The sequence below is a fragment of the Kocuria rhizophila genome, from assembly GCF_003667225.1.
In the GTDB taxonomy this organism is placed as follows: domain Bacteria; phylum Actinomycetota; class Actinomycetes; order Actinomycetales; family Micrococcaceae; genus Kocuria; species Kocuria rhizophila.
This window is the reverse complement of sequence record NZ_RCOM01000003.1, coordinates 1-16,666: the sequence shown is the minus strand read 5'-3', so window position 1 is coordinate 16,666 and position 16,666 is coordinate 1. Positions and strand designations below refer to the sequence as shown.

Annotated in this window: 14 protein-coding genes; 4 read left to right on the top strand and 10 right to left on the bottom strand. The window is 72.2% G+C overall.

What is annotated here, in order from left to right:
• Position 1: 1 nt before the first annotated feature.
• The 3 genes from D9R02_RS01125 to hrcA form a co-directional block, all read right to left on the bottom strand.
• Positions 2–763 carry a 16S rRNA (uracil(1498)-N(3))-methyltransferase gene (locus D9R02_RS01125; RefSeq protein WP_059281552.1) on the bottom strand — a complete coding sequence of 254 codons (762 nt, stop codon included), beginning with the start codon at positions 761–763 and terminating at the stop codon, positions 2–4.
• Entirely contained in the window at positions 760–1,902 is a 1,143-nt protein-coding gene (gene dnaJ / locus D9R02_RS01120; RefSeq protein WP_059281551.1) for a molecular chaperone DnaJ, read from the bottom strand. Before dnaJ ends, D9R02_RS01125 begins: the two co-directional genes overlap by 4 nt.
• Positions 1,903–1,963: 61 nt before the next feature.
• Positions 1,964–2,974, bottom strand: coding sequence for a heat-inducible transcriptional repressor HrcA (gene hrcA / locus D9R02_RS01115; protein ID WP_102613304.1), 1,011 nt, complete (start codon positions 2,972–2,974; stop codon positions 1,964–1,966).
• Between the two features lie 173 nt (positions 2,975–3,147).
• Between hrcA and D9R02_RS01110 the strand changes: the two genes are divergently transcribed.
• Both D9R02_RS01110 and D9R02_RS01105 read left to right on the top strand, forming a co-directional pair.
• Complete coding sequence (locus D9R02_RS01110; protein WP_239358065.1) at positions 3,148–4,026, top strand: DUF3097 family protein; 879 nt, start codon at positions 3,148–3,150, stop codon at positions 4,024–4,026.
• Positions 4,027–4,173: 147 nt separating this feature from the next.
• On the top strand, positions 4,174–4,611 hold the full coding sequence (locus tag D9R02_RS01105; RefSeq protein ID WP_019309239.1) for a DUF4870 domain-containing protein: 438 nt from the start codon (positions 4,174–4,176) through the stop codon (positions 4,609–4,611).
• A gap of 70 nt (positions 4,612–4,681) precedes the next feature.
• Here the strand turns inward: D9R02_RS01105 and hemW are convergent, their stop codons facing one another.
• Positions 4,682–5,926, bottom strand: coding sequence for a radical SAM family heme chaperone HemW (gene hemW, locus D9R02_RS01100; RefSeq protein WP_121240699.1), 1,245 nt, complete (start codon positions 5,924–5,926; stop codon positions 4,682–4,684).
• Complete coding sequence (gene lepA / locus D9R02_RS01095) at positions 5,926–7,782, bottom strand: translation elongation factor 4 (RefSeq protein WP_121240697.1); 1,857 nt, start codon at positions 7,780–7,782, stop codon at positions 5,926–5,928. Before lepA ends, hemW begins: the two co-directional genes overlap by 1 nt.
• An 84-nt stretch (positions 7,783–7,866) precedes the next feature.
• Here lepA and D9R02_RS01090 point away from each other — a divergent pair, with 84 nt between their 5' ends.
• Positions 7,867–8,466 carry a type II toxin-antitoxin system PemK/MazF family toxin gene (locus D9R02_RS01090; RefSeq protein ID WP_121240695.1) on the top strand — a complete coding sequence of 200 codons (600 nt, stop codon included), beginning with the start codon at positions 7,867–7,869 and terminating at the stop codon, positions 8,464–8,466.
• Positions 8,467–8,775: 309 nt separating this feature from the next.
• Entirely contained in the window at positions 8,776–9,045 is a 270-nt protein-coding gene (gene rpsT, locus D9R02_RS01085; protein ID WP_019309243.1) for a 30S ribosomal protein S20, read from the top strand.
• 84 nt (positions 9,046–9,129) lie between these two features.
• On the opposite strand, the gene holA is transcribed toward rpsT, so the two are convergent.
• The 5 genes from holA to D9R02_RS01060 form a co-directional block, all read right to left on the bottom strand.
• Entirely contained in the window at positions 9,130–10,143 is a 1,014-nt protein-coding gene (gene holA / locus D9R02_RS01080) for a DNA polymerase III subunit delta (protein ID WP_121240692.1), read from the bottom strand.
• A 351-nt stretch (positions 10,144–10,494) separates the two neighbouring features.
• Complete coding sequence (locus D9R02_RS01075) at positions 10,495–11,592, bottom strand: NADH:flavin oxidoreductase/NADH oxidase (protein ID WP_121566181.1); 1,098 nt, start codon at positions 11,590–11,592, stop codon at positions 10,495–10,497.
• 152 nt (positions 11,593–11,744) lie between these two features.
• The gene (locus D9R02_RS01070) at positions 11,745–14,126 is read right to left on the bottom strand and encodes a ComEC/Rec2 family competence protein (protein ID WP_183085928.1); all 2,382 of its coding nucleotides are present in this window, start codon (positions 14,124–14,126) and stop codon (positions 11,745–11,747) included.
• A 401-nt stretch (positions 14,127–14,527) separates the two neighbouring features.
• Positions 14,528–15,853 (bottom strand): ComEA family DNA-binding protein, encoded by a 1,326-nt coding sequence (locus D9R02_RS12315; protein ID WP_121566179.1) that lies wholly within the window; start codon positions 15,851–15,853, stop codon positions 14,528–14,530.
• Positions 15,854–15,930: 77 nt separating this feature from the next.
• Positions 15,931–16,666, bottom strand: a 736-nt coding sequence (locus tag D9R02_RS01060) for a DegV family protein (protein WP_121566178.1), incomplete at its 5' end; no start/stop codon positions are given.

Genomic DNA, 16,666 nt, shown 5'->3' with positions numbered 1-16,666 from the left:
CTCAGTCCCACAGCCCCAGCACCGCGCTCAGCGCCGCGAGTGCCGCTGGACCGGCCGTGGAGGAGCGCATCACCGTGGCGCCCAGGCGCACGGGCCGGGCGCCGGCCGCGCACAGTGCTTCGAGCTCCCGCTCGCTGATCCCGCCCTCGGGACCCACGACCACCGCCACGTGCTCCTGCTCGCCCCAGGCGGCCACCTCGCGGGACGACCACGGGACGTTCGCGCTCTCGTGGAGCACGAGCCACAGCGTGCCCGGCTCGGAACGGATCAGCTCTGCCAGCCCGGCCGTGTCCACCCACGGTGCCAGTTCCGGCCACGTGGCCCTGCGGGACTGCTTGGCCGCGGTGGCCAGCAGCGACTCCCACTTGCCCATGGTCTTGGCGGCCCGCTCGGCCCGCAGGCGTACGATGCTGCGCTCTGCCTGCCAGGGCACCACCCGGGAGACCCCGAGCTCGGTCGCCGACTCGACGGCCTGAAGGTCCCGGTCCCCCTTGGCCAGTGCCTGCACCAGGCTCAGCAGAGGCCGCGGCTGCGGTTCACGCGCGACTGACTTCACGGCCACGGTCATCCGGTCCTTCTCACCGTCCCTGAAGGTGCACGTGGCGCGGGTGCCGTGGCCGTCCACGAGGTCGAGGAGCTCGCCGGCGCGAAGCCGGCGCACGGTCACCGCGTGGCGCGCCTCGGGCCCGTGCACGTCGAGGAGCTCCCCCGGACGGGCCCGGGAGAGCCCCTCACCGGGGTGGTGGAAGACGGGGTTGGTCACTGGTCGTTGAACCGCCCGCGCAGCCGGGAGAAGAATCCGCCCGAGCCGGTGGCGTTGACCGTGGTGCCGTCGTGGGCCTCCTCGTCCCGCAGCTGCGCCAGCCGCTGCACGAGCTCACGCTGCTCGCCCGTGAGGTTGCGGGGGGTCTCCACCTCGAAGTGGACTTGCAGGTTTCCGCGTCCCTTGCCGCGCAGGTGCGTCACGCCGAGCCCGTCGAGGGTCACGGTGGCACCTGACTGGGTTCCGGGCTCCACGGCCACGCTGCGGGTGCCGTCGAAGGTCTCCAGGGTCACGGTGGTGCCCAGGGCGGCCGCGGTCATGGGGATGCGCAGCCGGACGTGGAGGTCGTCCCCCTCGCGGTGGAACGTGGGGTCCGGGTCCACCTTGAGCTCCACGAAGAGGTCGCCGTTGGGCCCACCGGCGGTGCCGGCCTCGCCCTGGCCGCCCAGGCGGATGCGGTTGCCGGACTGGATGCCGGCGGGGATCTTCACAGTGAGCGGGCGACGGTCACGCACCCGGCCCTCGCCGTAGCACTCGTGGCACGGGCTCTCGATCACGGTGCCGAAGCCGTTGCACTGCGAGCACGGGCCCTGAGTGGTGACCATGCCCAGGATGGACTGGCGCTGGTACTGCATGTGCCCCGAGCCGCGGCACATGCTGCACGTGGTGGGGCTGGTGCCGGGCTGGCAGCAGGAGCCCTCGCACGCGGGGCACACCACGGCGGTGTCCACGGTGATGTCCTTCTCCACCCCGAACACGGCGTCCTTGAGGGAGATGCGTACGTTGATCAGTGCGTCCTGGCCCTGCCGGGTGCGGGACTGCGGGCCGCGCTGGCCGCCCGCCCCCGCACCCTGGAAGAACGTCTCGAAGATGTCGGAGAAGCCGAACCCGGAGCCCGGGAAGCCACCGCCGAAGCCGGTGTCCGTGCCGTTCTCGTTGCCCGTGGCGTCGTAGACCCGGCGCTTGTCGGGGTCCGAGAGGACGTCGTTGGCGTGCGAGACGCGCTTGAACTCCTCCGCGGCCTCCGGTGACGGGTTGACGTCCGGGTGCAGCTTGCGCGCCTTCTTGCGGTAGGCGCGCTTGATCTCTTCGGCGCTGGCGTCACGGCTCACGCCGAGGGTTTCGTAGTGGTCGCTCACGATGTCGTCGCTTCTGCTTTCGTCGGGTCTGTGGTCGGTCGGGGCGGCGCCGGCGCGGCGCTCAGTCCCCCAGGTTCCTGGAGAGGTATCGGGCCACCGCGCGCACGGAGGCCATGGTGGTCGGGTAGTCCATGCGGGTGGGTCCCACCACGCCCACCTTGGAGGCGGCGCGCGGTCCGTAGCCGGTGGCCACCACGGAGGCTTCTGCCAGCGGGTCGTCGCACTCCTCGGAGCCGATCCGCACGGCCACCCCGCGCTCGTCCTGCTGCATCTCGGACAACAACCGCAGCATGGTCACTTGTTCCTCCAGTGCCTCCAGCACCGGGGAGATGCTCTGCGGGAAGTCGCCGCTGAACCTCGCGAGGTTGGCCGTGCCGGCCATCACCAGGCGGTGCTCGTCCGTGGCCGAGGCGAGCAGGGAGAGGGTCTCCCCGACGGCGTCCCCGGCCTCGCGCAGCTCCGCGGGCAGCGTTTCCCCCAGTCCGGCGACGGCGCTCGGCACGGCATCCAGCGCCTGTCCCAGTACCCGGGCGAGCACGCGGGCACGCAGCTCCAGCAGCTGGGGCTCGTCCAGCGCGGTGCGCAGCTCCACGGCCCGCTGCGCCACGCGGCCCGAGGTGGGGATGAGGATGACCAGCACTGCCGCGCCCACGTCCACGAGCTCGACGTGGCGCACGGTGGTGCCCGTGCGCACGGGGTACTGGATCACCGCCGCCTGGTGGGTCAGCTGCGCGAGCAGGCGCACCGTGCGCTCCATGACGTCGTCGATGTCCTGCGCGTCCTCCAGGAACACCTGGATGGCGCGGCGCTGGGCCGGGCTCAGCGGCTGGACCGCGGCGATCTGGTCCACGAACACGCGGTAGCCCTGGTCGGTGGGGATCCGCCCGGAGCTGGTGTGCGGTGCCACGATGAGTCCGGCGTCCTCGAGGGCCGCCATGTCGTTGCGCACCGTTGCCGAGGACACGGGAAGCCGGTGGCGCTCCACGAGCGCCTTGGAGCCCACGGGTTCGCGGGAGTGGACGTAGTCCTCCACGATGGCCCGCAGGATCTGCACCCTGCGCGGATGGTCCATGGTCCTCACCTCCCGTGGCGTGTCGAGCAACGGGCCGTGCGCCCGTCGTGGCCGAGCACCAATTTTGGCACTCATCGAGTCACAGTGCTAATCCCCCAGTGTAGGGCGCGGGCGTCCCGGGGCCGCTTTGGTACGCTCGCGGCTGATCTGCCCGCCGCACCGAGGAGGAACCCGTGAACGCACCCGGCTGGGGCTGGGGTCCCCAGGACCTGGACAGCCCCGAGGTCTCCCGCACCCGGCCGAGTGCGCGCGAGGTCGCCGTGGCGCGTGACATGGTGCTGGAGGACGTCGAGACCGGGTGGGTGGGCGCCGTCGTCAGCGTGGAGGTGATCGGCGGGATGCGCGTGGTGGGGCTCGAGGACCGGCACGGCCGGGTCAAGACCTTTCCGCTGGGGCCGGGCTTCCTGCTCGACGGCGAACCGGTGCGGCTCACACCCCCGGCACCGCGGACCGCCCCCGCCGGCAAGCGCATCACGCGCTCCGGCTCCGTGGCGGTGGAGGGCCTCAGGGCGTCCGTGGCCAAGGAGTCCCGCGTGTGGGTCGAGGGCTACCACGACGCCGAGCTCGTGGCCAAGGTCTGGGGGCACGACCTCGCGGTGGAGGGCATCGTGGTGGAGCCCCTGCACGGCATCGACGACCTGTCCGCCGCCATCCGCGACTTCCGCCCGGGCCCGCAACGACGTCTCGGGATCCTGGTGGACCACCTGGTGGCCGGATCCAAGGAGTCCCGCATCGCCGAGCAGGCCCTGCGGGTGCCGGGTGCCGCGGACAACGTGCTGATCCTGGGGCACCCCTACGTGGACATCTGGCAGGCCGTGAAGCCTTCGGCACTGGGCATCCCCGCGTGGCCCGTGATCCCGCGCGGCGTGGACTGGAAGACCGGCATGGCCAAGGCACTCGGACTGCCCCACCGCACCCCGCAGGACGTGGGACGGGCCTGGCAGCAGATCCTCACCCGGGTGAACACCTACGCAGATCTTGAGCCTGCGCTGCTGGGCCGCGTGGAGGAGCTCATCGACTTCCTCACCGCGGACGAGGCGGCCACCCGGTGAGCCGTCCCCGGGTTCGGGCGGCTGCAGGGGGCCTGCGGTGTGACGCACACCGTGGCAGGCTCTCAGACGACCCCGGTATCATCGGGGGAACCAGACCCCCGCTCTCCCGTCTGGTCCGGCTACCGCCCCTGAAAGGGACACCCACTCGTGACTGACGTTGCCTCCACGCCCTCTGCCTCCGCCCAGGACTCCGCCGCGCCGTTCGAGTCCGTGCACCCGGTGGCCCAGCCCCTGGACGTCAACCAGGACCGCCAGTGGGCCACCCTGGCCCACCTCGGCGGCGTGGTGGGTGTGATCCCCAGCTACGTGATCCACCGCGTGTTCAAGGACCGCGGGCCGTTCACCGCGCAGGAGTCCCGCGAGGCGGCCAACTACACCATGCTCCCCAGCATCATCGTGCTTGGCGGCATCCTGCTGTCCCTGATCCCCGTGGTCGGCGGCGTGTTCTCCGTGGTCGCGGCCGTCACCTGGGTGCTCCTGGCGGTGACGTCGGTGCGCGCCGGCATCAAGGTCAACCGTGGTGAGCCCCACCAGTACCGCGCCAACACGCACCTCTACGACCGCTTCACCGGCCACCGCGGCTGACTCGGGGCCCGTTCCGGCTGCGGTGGGCACGACGAGTGCCCGGCGCCGCGTGGCAACTCTGCCGCCCACGTCACCAGTCGAGCAGCCGCCGCGTCACGGCGTCGGCCATGAGACGGCCCGCATCGGTGAGCACCGCCGTGCCCGCCAGTGCGGCGGGGCCGTCCAGCCAGCCGTCCGCGATGAGCCCCGCCACGGCGCGGCGTCCCTCTGACCGCAGCGAGGCCACGGGGATGCCCTCGCTGATCCGGATGCCGAGCATCACGTGCTCCACGTACTGGGTCTGCCCATCCAGCGTTTCGCGCCCCGCCGCGGGTGACACCCCCGCGCGCACCTTGTTCGTGTAGGGCAGCGGGTGCTTGAGGTTCCACCAGCGCACCCCGTCCACGTGGGAGTGGGCCCCGGGGCCGATGCCCCACCAGTCCTGGTTGCGCCAGTAGGCGATGTTGTGCGCGCTGCGGTTCTGCTCCGCCGTGCGACCGTGCGCGTCCCGCGACCAGTTGGACACCTCGTACCAGGCGAAGCCCGCGTCCCGCAGCATCCGGTCCGCGAGCGTGTACTTGTCCGCCTGGTCGTCCGGGTCCGGCTCGGGCACCTCCCCGCGGCGGATCTGGGCGGCCAGCTTGGTGCCGTCCTCGATGATGAGCGAGTACGCCGAGACGTGGTCCGGTTCCATGGCCAGGGCCGCCTCCACGGAGACCTCCCAGTCCCGCAGGCTCTCCCCCGGCGTGCCGTGGATCAGGTCCACGCTGGTGCCCAGCCCGCGCTCCTTGGCCCAGCCCACGGCGCGCGGCACGTTCGCGGGGGTGTGCGTGCGTTCCAGCACCGCCAGCACGTGCGGGACCGCGGACTGCATCCCGAAGGACACGCGGGTCACCCCGGCCGCGGCGAGGACGTCGAAGGTCTCCTGCGTGACGGAGTCCGGATTCGCCTCGACCGTGACCTCCGCGCCCGGCGCCAGCCCGAAGCTCTCCCGCGCCTGGTGCAGCATGGCGCCAAGTTCTCGCGCGGGCAGCAGCGTGGGGGTGCCGCCACCGAAGAACACGCTGTGCAGGGCCCGGGGCGGTGACCCGGCGGCGTCGAGCACCGAGCGTGCGAAGCGGACCTCCGCGGCGGCGTCGGCGTGGTAGTCCGCGCGGGAGACGCCGTCCCCGAGCTGCTCCATGGTGTACGTGTTGAAGTCGCAGTACCCGCAGCGCACAGCGCAGAACGGGACGTGCACGTACAGGCTCAGGGTGCGCTCCGAGGCGCGGGCCACCGAGCCGGCGGGCAGCGCACCGTCCTCCGGAGCCGGATCACCCTCCGGTTGTGCGGGCACTACTTCTTCTTGTCCTTGCCATTGTCCTCGTCCGAGGACAGCGCGGCCACGAAGGCCTCCTGGGGGACCTCCACGCGGCCCACCATCTTCATGCGCTTCTTGCCCTCCTTCTGCTTCTCGAGCAGCTTGCGCTTGCGGGAGATATCGCCGCCGTAGCACTTGGAGAGCACGTCCTTGCGGATCGCGCGGATGTTCTCACGCGCGATGATGCGCGAGCCGATCGCCGCCTGGATGGGGACCTCGTACTGCTGGCGCGGGATGAGCTTCTGCAGCTTGCCCGTCATCAGCACGCCGTAGGAGTAGGCCTTGTCCTTGTGGGTGATCGCGCTGAACGCGTCCACCTGCTCGCCCTGCAGCAGGATGTCCACCTTGACCAGGTCTGCGGCCTGCTCGCCGTCCGCCTTCCAGTCCAGGGACGCGTAGCCCCGGGTCTTGGACTTGAGCTGGTCGAAGAAGTCGAACACGATCTCCGCGAGCGGCAGCCGGTAGCGCAGCTCCACGCGGTCCTCCGAGAGGTAGTCCATGCCCTTCATCTCGCCGCGCTTGGACTGGGAGAGCTCCATGACCGCGCCGATGAACTCGGAGGGCACCAGGATGGTGGCCGAGACCATGGGCTCGCGGATCTCCAGGATCCGACCCTCGGGGAACTCGGAGGGGTTGGTGACCTCCACCTCGGAGTGGTCCTCGAGCGTCACGTTGTAGGACACCGAGGGCGCGGTGGAGATCAGGTCCAGGTTGAACTCGCGCTCCAGGCGGTCCCGGGTGATCTCCAGGTGCAGCAGACCCAGGAAGCCGCAGCGGAAGCCGAAGCCCAGTGCCGCGGAGGTCTCGGGGTCGTAGACCAGGGCGGCGTCGTTGAGCTGCAGCTTCTCCAGGGCGTCGCGCAGCACAGGGTAGTCGGAGCCCTCCACGGGGAACAGGCCCGAGAACACCATGGGCTTGGGGTCCTCGTACCCTCCCAGGGACTCCTGCGCGGGCTTCTGCTGGTTGGTCACGGTGTCGCCCACGCGGGACTGGCGGACGTCCTTCACACCCGTGATGAGGTAGCCCACCTCCCCCACGCTCAGCCCCTTGGACGGGATGGGCTCCGGGGAGATCACGCCGATCTCGAGCATCTCGTGGGTGGCACCCGTGGACATCATCTGGATCCGCTCGCGCGGCACCAGGGTGCCGTCCACCACGCGCACGTAGGTGACCACGCCGCGGTAGGTGTCGTACACGGAGTCGAAGATCATGGCGCGCGACGGCGCGTCCTTCACGCCCTGGGGCGGGGGCACGTCCCGCACGATGCGGTCCAGCAACTCCTCCACGCCCTCGCCGGTCTTGCCGGAGACCCTCAGGACCTCCTCCGGCTCCACGCCGATCAGGTTGGCGAGCTCCGCCGCGTACTTCTCAGGCTGGGCGGCCGGCAGATCGATCTTGTTGAGCACCGGGATGATCGTGAGGTCGTTCTCGATGGCCAGGTACAGGTTGGCGAGCGTCTGCGCCTCGATGCCCTGGGCGGCGTCCACCAGCAGGATGGTGGCCTCGCACGCGGCCAGGGAGCGGGAGACCTCGTACGTGAAGTCCACGTGCCCGGGCGTGTCGATCATGTTCAGCGCGTAGTCCGTGCCGTCCACGTTCCACGGCATGCGCACCGCCTGGGACTTGATGGTGATCCCGCGCTCGCGCTCGATGTCCATGCGGTCCAGGTACTGGGCCTTCATCTGCCGGGGTGTCACCACGCCCGTGGCCTGCAGCATCCGGTCCGCCAGCGTGGACTTGCCGTGGTCGATGTGGGCGATGATGCAGAAGTTCCTGATCACCGAGGGGTCGGTCGAGGCAGGTGCCGGTGGATTGACGGCCAACGGTGACACGGGCGGTCCTTTCGTTCTCAGGATGACTCCCCAGTTTCCCATGATCCCGGGCCGGGGGCGAACCGGTCCCCCTACGATGTCCCCATGGCCGACATCACTCGACTCCTGAACCAGGGGCTGCGCCTCGTCCGCATGTACCAGCGCTACGCGGGTTCCCGCGGTCCCGCCTCCCGTTCGTCACGCTCCGGGAGCACGACGCCGCCGCCCACCGTGGCCCACGAGAACGGCACCTCGAGCACCCGGCCGGGCACGGCGACGTCGCCCTCCGGCACCCGCGCCCCCGGCACCTCTTCGCCGTACCCCGGGGACTGGACGGGGCCCGTGAACCCGCGGTGGGCCGCGAAGCCGGACGGGCGGCCCGATCCCGGGGAGGTCGTGTGGACCTGGGTGCCCTACCAGGAGGACCACTCGCGCGGGAAGGACCGGCCCGTGCTGATCGTGGACCGCGCCGGCGAGCACCTGCTGTGCGTCATGCTGACCTCCAAGGACCACGACACCGCCCGCCACGACGACCCCTCGTACGTGGACGTGGGAGTGGGCGGCTGGGACCGTTCCGGGCGTCCCTCGGAGGCGCGGATCGACCGGATCATCCCGGTGCGGCCGGAGGACGTGCGGCGTGAGGGTGCGGTGCTGGACCGGTCGCGGTTCGACGCCGTGGCGGCGGAGCTGACGCGGCGGCGCTGAACCCGCCAGCGTCCTCGCAGCACCGAGACAGCACCCGGTGCCCGCCCTCGGACCGGCGCGCCATCAACCACGACCCAGAACGCCACGGCCTCACGTCACCTCAGCACGGACCGGGCGGCGCTCCCCGGTACCGACGTGCCGCGCCGGGCATCCGTGGCGGCAGTCTGCTAAAGTAGACCGCTGTGTGTCCGCGCTGGTCGTCGGGCACAGCGGATGGTTGCCACCGAGCATCCCCACTCTCACAACTCAGTCGATGACCATCCGTGAGCCCTCACTGACCTACTTCCGCAATCGTTCTAGGAGTTACACGTGGCCAACATCAAGTCGCAGAAGAAGCGCATCCTCACCAACGAGAAGGCTCGCCTGCGCAACAACTCGTACAAGTCCGAGCTCAAGACGCTCATCCGCAAGGTGGATGCCGCTGTGGAGTCCGGCAACAAGGACGCCGCTGCGGAGACCCTGCGCACCGCGTCCCGCAAGCTCGACAAGGCCGTGTCCAAGGGCGTTCTGCACAAGAACACCGCGGCCAACAAGAAGTCCGGTCTGGCCAAGAAGGTCGCCAAGATCGGAATCGGCTGACACCGTCTCACTGACGGAGCACACGGGCCCGGCACTCCTCGCGAGTGCCGGGCCCGTTGTCGTGTGCGGTGTGCTGCCGCTCGCTCAGCGGTGGCCGGACGTGGCGATCACCGTGATGGCGCGCTCCACCGCGAAGTACGGGGACCGGGACGCCCCCTTGACCTGGGCATCCGCCTCGGCGATGGCCTGCAGCGCCCGGGTGACGTCCTGGGCGGTGAACCGGCGCGCCTCGTTCTGGGCGCGCTCCACCTGCCACGGCGCGGCGCCGACGTCCCGGGCGATCTGCCCCGCTCCCCCGCGGGAACCGGCCGTGAGCGCGATCAGCCGCATCTTCGAGCCCAGCGTGGCCACCATGGGAACGGGGTCCACCCCCACGTCCACTGCCTGGCGCCACAGTTTCAGGGCCTGCTCGGCGTTGCCCGCCACGGCGGCGTCTGCCACGCGGAACGCGGTGACCTCCACGCGGCCGCCGTAGTACTTCTCCACAAGTTCGAGATCCACGGTCACGGGACCGTCCGCGATCAGCTGGGAGCACGCGGCGGCCATTTCGGCGGTGGAGGTGCCGACGGCAGCGGCGAGAGCGCGGGCGGCGTCGGGCTCGATGCGCTTGTTCTGCGCGCGGAACTCCGCGAGGACGAACGAGGACTTGTCCCGGTCGGTCTTGGGCGGGGTGCAGTCCAGGACGAGAGCCTTCTCCTTGAGGGCGTCCAGCAGCTTCTTGCCGCGGGTGCCCCCGGAGTGCTGCCACAGCACGGTGACGTCCGGGTCCGGGTTGGCCACGTAGGCCAGGGCGTCCGCCAGCAGGTGCTCGTTCATGCCCGCAAGTTCTTGGACGCACACGAGCTTGGGGTCGTCGAAGAGGGACGGGCTGGTGACCACGGCGAGCTGGCCCGGCTCGTAGTCCCCGGCCGCGATGTCCGTGACCTCGCACGCACCCCGGTCCACGCGGATGGTGTCCCGGAGCGTCTCCTTGATGCGCTGCAGGATGTACTCGTCCGAGCCGGAGGCCAGCACAAGGGGTTGAGGTGTGGCCTCACGCCACGAGGTCTGCGGGGCCGAGGGCGCCTGGCGGCGGGAAGACGTGCGTGCCGGGGTCATGGTGCTCCTCGATCGTGGCCGACTGCTCGGGTGACGTCGCCGCCCGGGGCCGGGTACGTGCGCGCCGTTGCACCGGCATGTGCGGGGTCGGGACGCCGACGCTGCCTCCCCATGCTAACCGTGGGCGCAGACACCCCGGAGAGCCTGTGCAGGGCGGGCGACGCCGGGACACCGCGGGACGGTGCGGACGGGGCCCGGCAGCGCGCCGTCGTCCTTCGAACGTCGCATCCCCCGGACTCCTCGCTCAACTCCGCATCCCGGATCCGGTCGTGTCCCTCGAGCGCCCTGGCTCTCGTGCTCGGCGGCCACCGCCGAATCACGCTCAAGTCGCTGTCCGGCGAGCGCCCGGGCTCAGCGGGTGCGGGGCGGGCGGCGGTAGGCGCGTTCGTACTGGCCCGGGACCGGGAACTCCTGCACGCCCAGGGCACGGGCGGCGGTGAGCGCCACGTGGGGGTCACGCAGCGCTTCGCGGCCCATGAGCACCACGTCCGCGAGTCCGGTGGCGACGATCTGCTCGGCCTGCCAGGCGGTGTCGATCATGCCGACCGCGGCCACGGGCACCCCGGCGGTGGTCTTGATCTCGGTGGCGAGGGGCACCTGGTAGCCGGGTCCCACGGGGATCTCGGCGGGCACGTTGGCGGCGGAGGAGACGTCGATGAGGTCTGCACCGTGCTCGGCGAGCCACCCGGAGACGCGGGAGGTGTCGGCGACGGTGAGCCCGCCCTCGGTCCAGTCGGTGGCGGAGAGGCGCACGAGCAGGGGCATGTCCTTGGGGATCACGTCGCGGACGGCGTCGGTGACGCGCAGCAGCAGCCGGGCGCGGTTCTCCAGGGTGCCGCCGTATTCGTCCGTGCGCTCGTTGCTCAGCGGGGAGAGGAACTCGTGGAGGAGGTACCCGTGGGCGCCGTGGAGCTCCACGAAGTCCATGCCGGCCTCCACGGCACGGCGGGCCGAGGCGGCGAACGCGGCCACGACGTCGTCGATGCCCTGCTCGTCCAGTGCGACGGGCTCGGCGAGGCCAGGGAAGGCGACAGCGGAGGGGCCCACGGTCTGCCAGCCCCCGTCCTGCGGCGCGATGGACCGGCCGGGGTTCTCGGAGCCCCAGGCGGCCTCCGTGCTGGCCTTGCGTCCCGCGTGGGCGAGCTGCACGCCAATGGCCGCGCCCTGCTGGTGGGCGAAGTCCACGATCCGCACGAGGGCGTCCCGCTGCTCGTCGTTCCACAGTCCCAGGTCCCGGTGGCTGATGCGGCCCTCGGGCACGACGGCGCTCGCCTCCACCATCACGGCCCCCGCCCCACCGGCGGTGAGCGATCCGTAGTGCACGAGGTGCCAGTCGGTGGGCACGCCGTCCTCCCCGAACGCGGAGTACTGGCACATGGGCGGGATCCACAGCCGGTTGCGGACCGTGAGGCCGCGGAGGGTGATGGGTTCGAACAGGGTGGAGCGCATGGGAGTCCTTCCGTCGAGGGGCGCCACGCACGTGCCGCACCGGAGCGGTGTCCTGACGACGTACGGCCCCGGGGTGACCGGCGCGGATGCCCGGTGTTTCGTGGTGCACAACAGATCTTCCCCCCGCGATATTTCTGCTGGTGCTGCCCCGCTCAGCGTCGGGACACGACCATGCGCTCTCCTTCGCGGTGCACCCACAGGGCGCCGTTCTGGTCCGTGCGGGCCACTGCCGCGCCCACCTCCTGCAGCGCGGCAACCGTCTGGGGGTGCGGGTGGCCGTAGCTGTTGTCCTCCCCCACGGAGATCACCGCGAGCGCCGGGTGGGTGTCGTGGATGATGTCGGTGCCGCCGTTGCGGGCGCCGTGGTGGGAGACCTTGAGGACGTCCACGGTGGGTGGGTGCGCTCCGGGGAACGTGCGCAGGTCGCGGCGGTAGCCGTCCGCTTCGAGGTCTCCTGCACTGAGCCAGGTGGTGGTGCCGTCAGGGCCGTCGAGGGTCAGGAGCAGGACGAGGGAGGCGTTGTTCTCGTCCTCGGAGGTGACCTTGCGGTGCGCGGGGCGTGGTGACGTGCTGCCACTGGAGCCGGACGGCGCCGTGCCTGCCGTCGGGGTGCCATCGGGGGTGGTGGGCGGAGGTGCGGGAGCGAGAACCTCCACGGTGAGCGGCCCCACGTGCAGCTGCTCACCGGGAGCGGGGCGTGTGGCGATGTCCGCCCACTGGGTGAGCTCGTCCGGCAGGGTGTCCCCGGCGGCGGAGTACCAGACGCGGTCCACGTCCACGATCTCGGCGAGCCCCTCGAGCCCGGCGACATGGTCGGCGTGGTCGTGGGTGGCGATCACCGCGTCCAGGCGGGTGACGTCGGCGTCCCGGAGACACCGGGTCAGTGCGCGGGGGTCGGGGCCACCGTCCACGAGTACGGCACTGTGCTCCCCCGTGCGGTGCAGCACGGCGTCCCCCTGCCCCACGTCGCACACCACCGACTCCCACTCCGGGGGCGGGCGAAACCACCACATCACGGCGGTGACCAGGAGCATGACCAGGGCGAGGGATGCCGTGGCGGCGAGCAGGCGGCGTCGTGCCCGGAGGCGGTGTGCGCGGGCGCGCCACACGGCGTCCGGCACCGGGCGTTCGGCGGATGTGGGATCCGCGGTTCCGGCGGTTGGTTGCGGCCAGCGCATGCGCGCGTCCACCGTGTGCAGCACGGCGAGCGCGAGGACGGTCAGGACCGTGAGCAGCAGGAACCCCGGCACATCGGGTGGCCAGGGGACGTGCGCGCCGGGCAGGGAGGCGAAGGTGTCGGCGATCCACCCGATGGTGCGCGCCGGGTAGGAGGCGATGCCCACGGGCAGGCTCGCGGCGCGGTCCCAGCCCGCGAACGAGGCGGGGTCCGCCGCACCCGGCAGCGCCCAGGACAGCACGGGGTTCAGCAGGAGCCCGGTCAGCAGGACGCACACCGCGAGCAGTCCGGCCACGGTGACCACCGGCACCAGGGGTGCGGCGACCATGTTCGCGGGCAGGGAGTACAGCGGCAGGTCGGGGTTGAGCAGCAGCAGTGCGGGCCCGCACCACAGCTGGGCCACGAGCGGCACCGCGATGCACACGGCGAGCACTGTGGGCAGGCGGGTGCTGAGCACACGGGTGACGGGTCGGGCGCTGACCACGATGCCCGCGGTGGCCAGCACGGAGAGCACGAAGCCCATGTCCGTGGCCAGGTCCGGGCGCGCGAGCACCAGTCCGGTCACCGCCGCGCACAGGGCGTTGAGGCTCACCCCGGCGCGCCCGCTGAGCATGGCGAGCCCGCCCAGGGCCCCCATGACCCCGGCGCGCAGCACGGACGGGTCCGGGCCCACGAGCACCACGAAGCCCGCGAGAGCCACGAGACCCACCCCCACGCACGTGCGCCGGCCCGCCCCGAGGGACAGTGCGGTGAACCCGCTGAGGGTCATCACCAGGGCGCAGTTGGACCCGGACACCGCGATGAGGTGGGTGAGCCCGGTATCCTTCATGCTCTGGGCGAGTGCGTCCGGCAGCTGGGAGGTGTCCCCCACGGTCATGCCGGGCACCAGGCCCGCACTTACGGCGCCGAAGCCCCCGGCGATGCGGGTGAGGTCCGCGCGGACGGCCTCCACCGGCCCGGGCTCGGGTCCGGCCTGTGCGTCCGTCACGGGCGGGGACGTGGCCCGGGCAAGCAGCCGGGCGGGGGTCGCGGTGCTCGCCACGGTCACGACGGCGCTCACGCGCTGCCCGTCGTCCAGGGCCTCCCAGCCGGGGTGGGTTGCGAACACGGTGAGCCCGGTGGCTGTGGCAGCGCCGTCCGCCGTTGCCACGTCCAGGGTGACCGCGACCCCGTGGGAGGCCTCCTGCTCCCCGTGCAGCGAGCGGGACGTGTAGGGGGACGGTGTCCCGGACACGCTCGCCTCCACCCGCACGACCGAGCCCTGCGGGTGCTCGTCCAGAAACGCCCGGGCCGGTGCCGTGGCGGCGAGCGCGCTCACGACTGCCGCCGCCCCCGCGAGGAGCACGAGGGCGGCCATGACGGGACGTGGAGGCGTGGGACGTCCGTTCGGGGCGGGGTGAGCGCGTCGTGACGCCCCACCACTCCCCCGGGACAGAACAGAACGCGGGGACCGCACGGTGTGAGGGGGCTGAGCATTGAGGTGGGACCGATCGCTGCGGTGGGGCCGACGAGCACGGCTCGGTGCAGTCCCGCCGCGGATCGCGCGGCCGAGGATCCCGGGGGTACCGACCCGGCGCACGCCCTGTGCCCACCCCCGCGTCATCCGGGCCCACTGTGGCACCCGGTCCACCACCGGGACCAGCACCGTGGCGATCAGCGCGCACGCCGCGCCCCCGGCCCACCCGGCGGCCATGGTCGCGGCGGCCGAGGCCCACACCGCGAGCGCCACGGGCAGCAGCCGCAGGTCCCACGTCACGCTCACACCGTGACCAGCGGCAGCAGTGCCTCCAGCATGGCGGGGCCCACTCCGCTGACGTCGTCCAGCTGCTGCGGGGCAGTGAAGGGACCGTGCTGGGTGCGGAACTCCACGATGCGCTGCGCGAGCACGGGCCCCACCTTGGGCAGCTCCTCCAGCTCGGCCTGGCTGGCGGTGTTAAGGTCCACCAGGGCCCCGGAGCCGGTGCCCGGTGCGCGCTGATCCCCTGTACCGGATGTCCGTTCCGAGGCCGACCCACCTTGCCCGGGCGCTCCGGCCCCCGCGGACCCGCCCGGAGAGGTCCCGCCCGCGGCGGATCCACCGGCAGTGGGCCCGGCAGACCGTGCCCCGGCACCCGGCGCGGCACCGGCGGCGAGCACCTCGTCCACGTTGGACCGGTTGGGAATCACGATCTGGGCGCCGTCCACCACGGGCTCTGCCAGGTTGATCCGGTCCTTCACGGCCCCGGGCGCAAACCCTCCGGCGGCCTGGACCGCGTCCATGACCCGGGCTCCGGGAGACAGGGTGACCACCGAGGGGTCTTTGACCTCTCCCACCACGTGGACGGTCACCACACCACCGGGCGCGCCCGAGGCGGCCCCCGCGGCGCCGGAAGCACCGCCCGGCCCGGAACCCGGCCGTCCCGACGGTTCCGAGGAGGCACGGGGTGACGCTCCGGCCCCCGCCGGGCGAAGGCGTCCCTCGCCGTCCAGTGAGCCGTCCCCGGAGGATCCACCGTCCGGGGACGCCCCGGCCGTGGTCACGACCTCGTCGTCCTCGGGCGCGCCGTTCAGCAGACTTACGCACCCCGCTCCGAGGGCCACCAGCAGCACGACGCACAGCAGCACGAGCGCGGGGCGACTCAGCCGACGGCGCACGGTCACGTCCTCACGGTGCCGCGAGCCGCCCGGTTCCGGCCAGAGCGCAGGATCGTCCACGGACCCGGTCTCCGGGATGGCCGGGATGCTCGCCTCGGGCGCGCCCGCATGGGGGACGCCCGGAACAGGGACGCCCGGAACGTCGCCGGGCGGATCGGAGACGTACGAGTCCGAGGCGTGCGAATCCGGGGCGTAGAGGTCCGCAGCACGCAGATCCGAGCGGCCGAACTCGGAATCGGCCCGTTCCTCGTGCCCGTCGGTCACCCGGCCGCCCGGAAACACCGCCGCGCCCCGCACTCCGGACCCGTTCTGCGCGGGCCCGCTCACGGGACGCCCGGTGGCCGCGTGGGATCCCCCGCCCGTGCGCTCCTCGCGCAGCAGCGCGCTCAGCCGCTCGGTCGCGTCACTGTCACGGAATCTGCGCCGCCCTCTGAACTCGATGCCACTCATGCCCCCACTCCACCGCGCCGCGCTCCCCCACCAGGGGCGTCACCGCGCCGATGTGGACCCGGTGCGGCACGCGGGAGTCAGACGCCCGGCTGGGGAGCCCTCACACCGTGCGCGACCGGGCTGGAGGTGGGCCCCTCCACGATCGCCGCCTTCGTCCCCAGCCCCACGTGCGCGCTCAGCACCGGGGGCAGCTCGCTGACCACGAGCTCCGCGTCCGGGCGGTAGCGGTCCACGAGCACCTCCCCGATCTCCCGCGCCCGGTGCGGATCCGCCACGTGGTGCACGCACAGCACCGGGTGCTGCGCCTCGGAGTGCTCCAGCGCCTCCCCCACGAGCGTCATGAACCGCTGCTTCGCCCGCGGCAGGGACACCGGGCGCTCCACGGTCACGATCTTCCCCTCGGCCAGGCTCAGCAGCGGCTTGATCTGCAGCATGGTGCCCACCATCGCCGTGGTCGGGTTCACCCGCCCGCCGCGGCGCAGGGTGTCCAGGGAGCGCACCTGGATCAGCACCTGCGCCCGTTCGGCCGCCTCGGTGGCCGCGCGGGCGACGTCCTCGATCCCCGCTCCCGACGCCGCCGCCCCCAGGGCCGCGCGCACGCCCAGTCCCTGCGCCAGACCGGCGCTGCGGGTGTCCACGATGCGCACCGGGATCCCGATGTCCTGCCGCGCGATCCTCGCCGCCCCCACCGTGCCGGAGAGCTCACCCGAGAGGTGCACGGACACGACGGCCTCGAAGCCTGCCTCCTCGAAGCTCCGATAGGCCGCGCGCAGCCGCCCCGGGGCGGGGCGGGAGGTGGTGACCGGGCGGCCC

Excerpts from the sequence above, each read along its gene's own strand:
- D9R02_RS01070 (WP_183085928.1), bottom strand. The coding sequence starts at position 14,126 with ATGGCCGCCCTCGTGCTCCTCGCGGGGGCGGCGGCAGTCGTGAGCGCG.
- hrcA (WP_102613304.1), bottom strand. The coding sequence starts at position 2,974 with ATGGACCATCCGCGCAGGGTGCAGATCCTGCGGGCCATCGTGGAGGAC.
- D9R02_RS01090 (WP_121240695.1), top strand. The coding sequence starts at position 7,867 with ATGGCCGACATCACTCGACTCCTGAACCAGGGGCTGCGCCTCGTCCGC.
- D9R02_RS01075 (WP_121566181.1), bottom strand. The coding sequence starts at position 11,592 with ATGCGCTCCACCCTGTTCGAACCCATCACCCTCCGCGGCCTCACGGTC.
- holA (WP_121240692.1), bottom strand. The coding sequence starts at position 10,143 with ATGACCCCGGCACGCACGTCTTCCCGCCGCCAGGCGCCCTCGGCCCCG.
- D9R02_RS12315 (WP_121566179.1), bottom strand. The coding sequence starts at position 15,853 with ATGAGTGGCATCGAGTTCAGAGGGCGGCGCAGATTCCGTGACAGTGAC.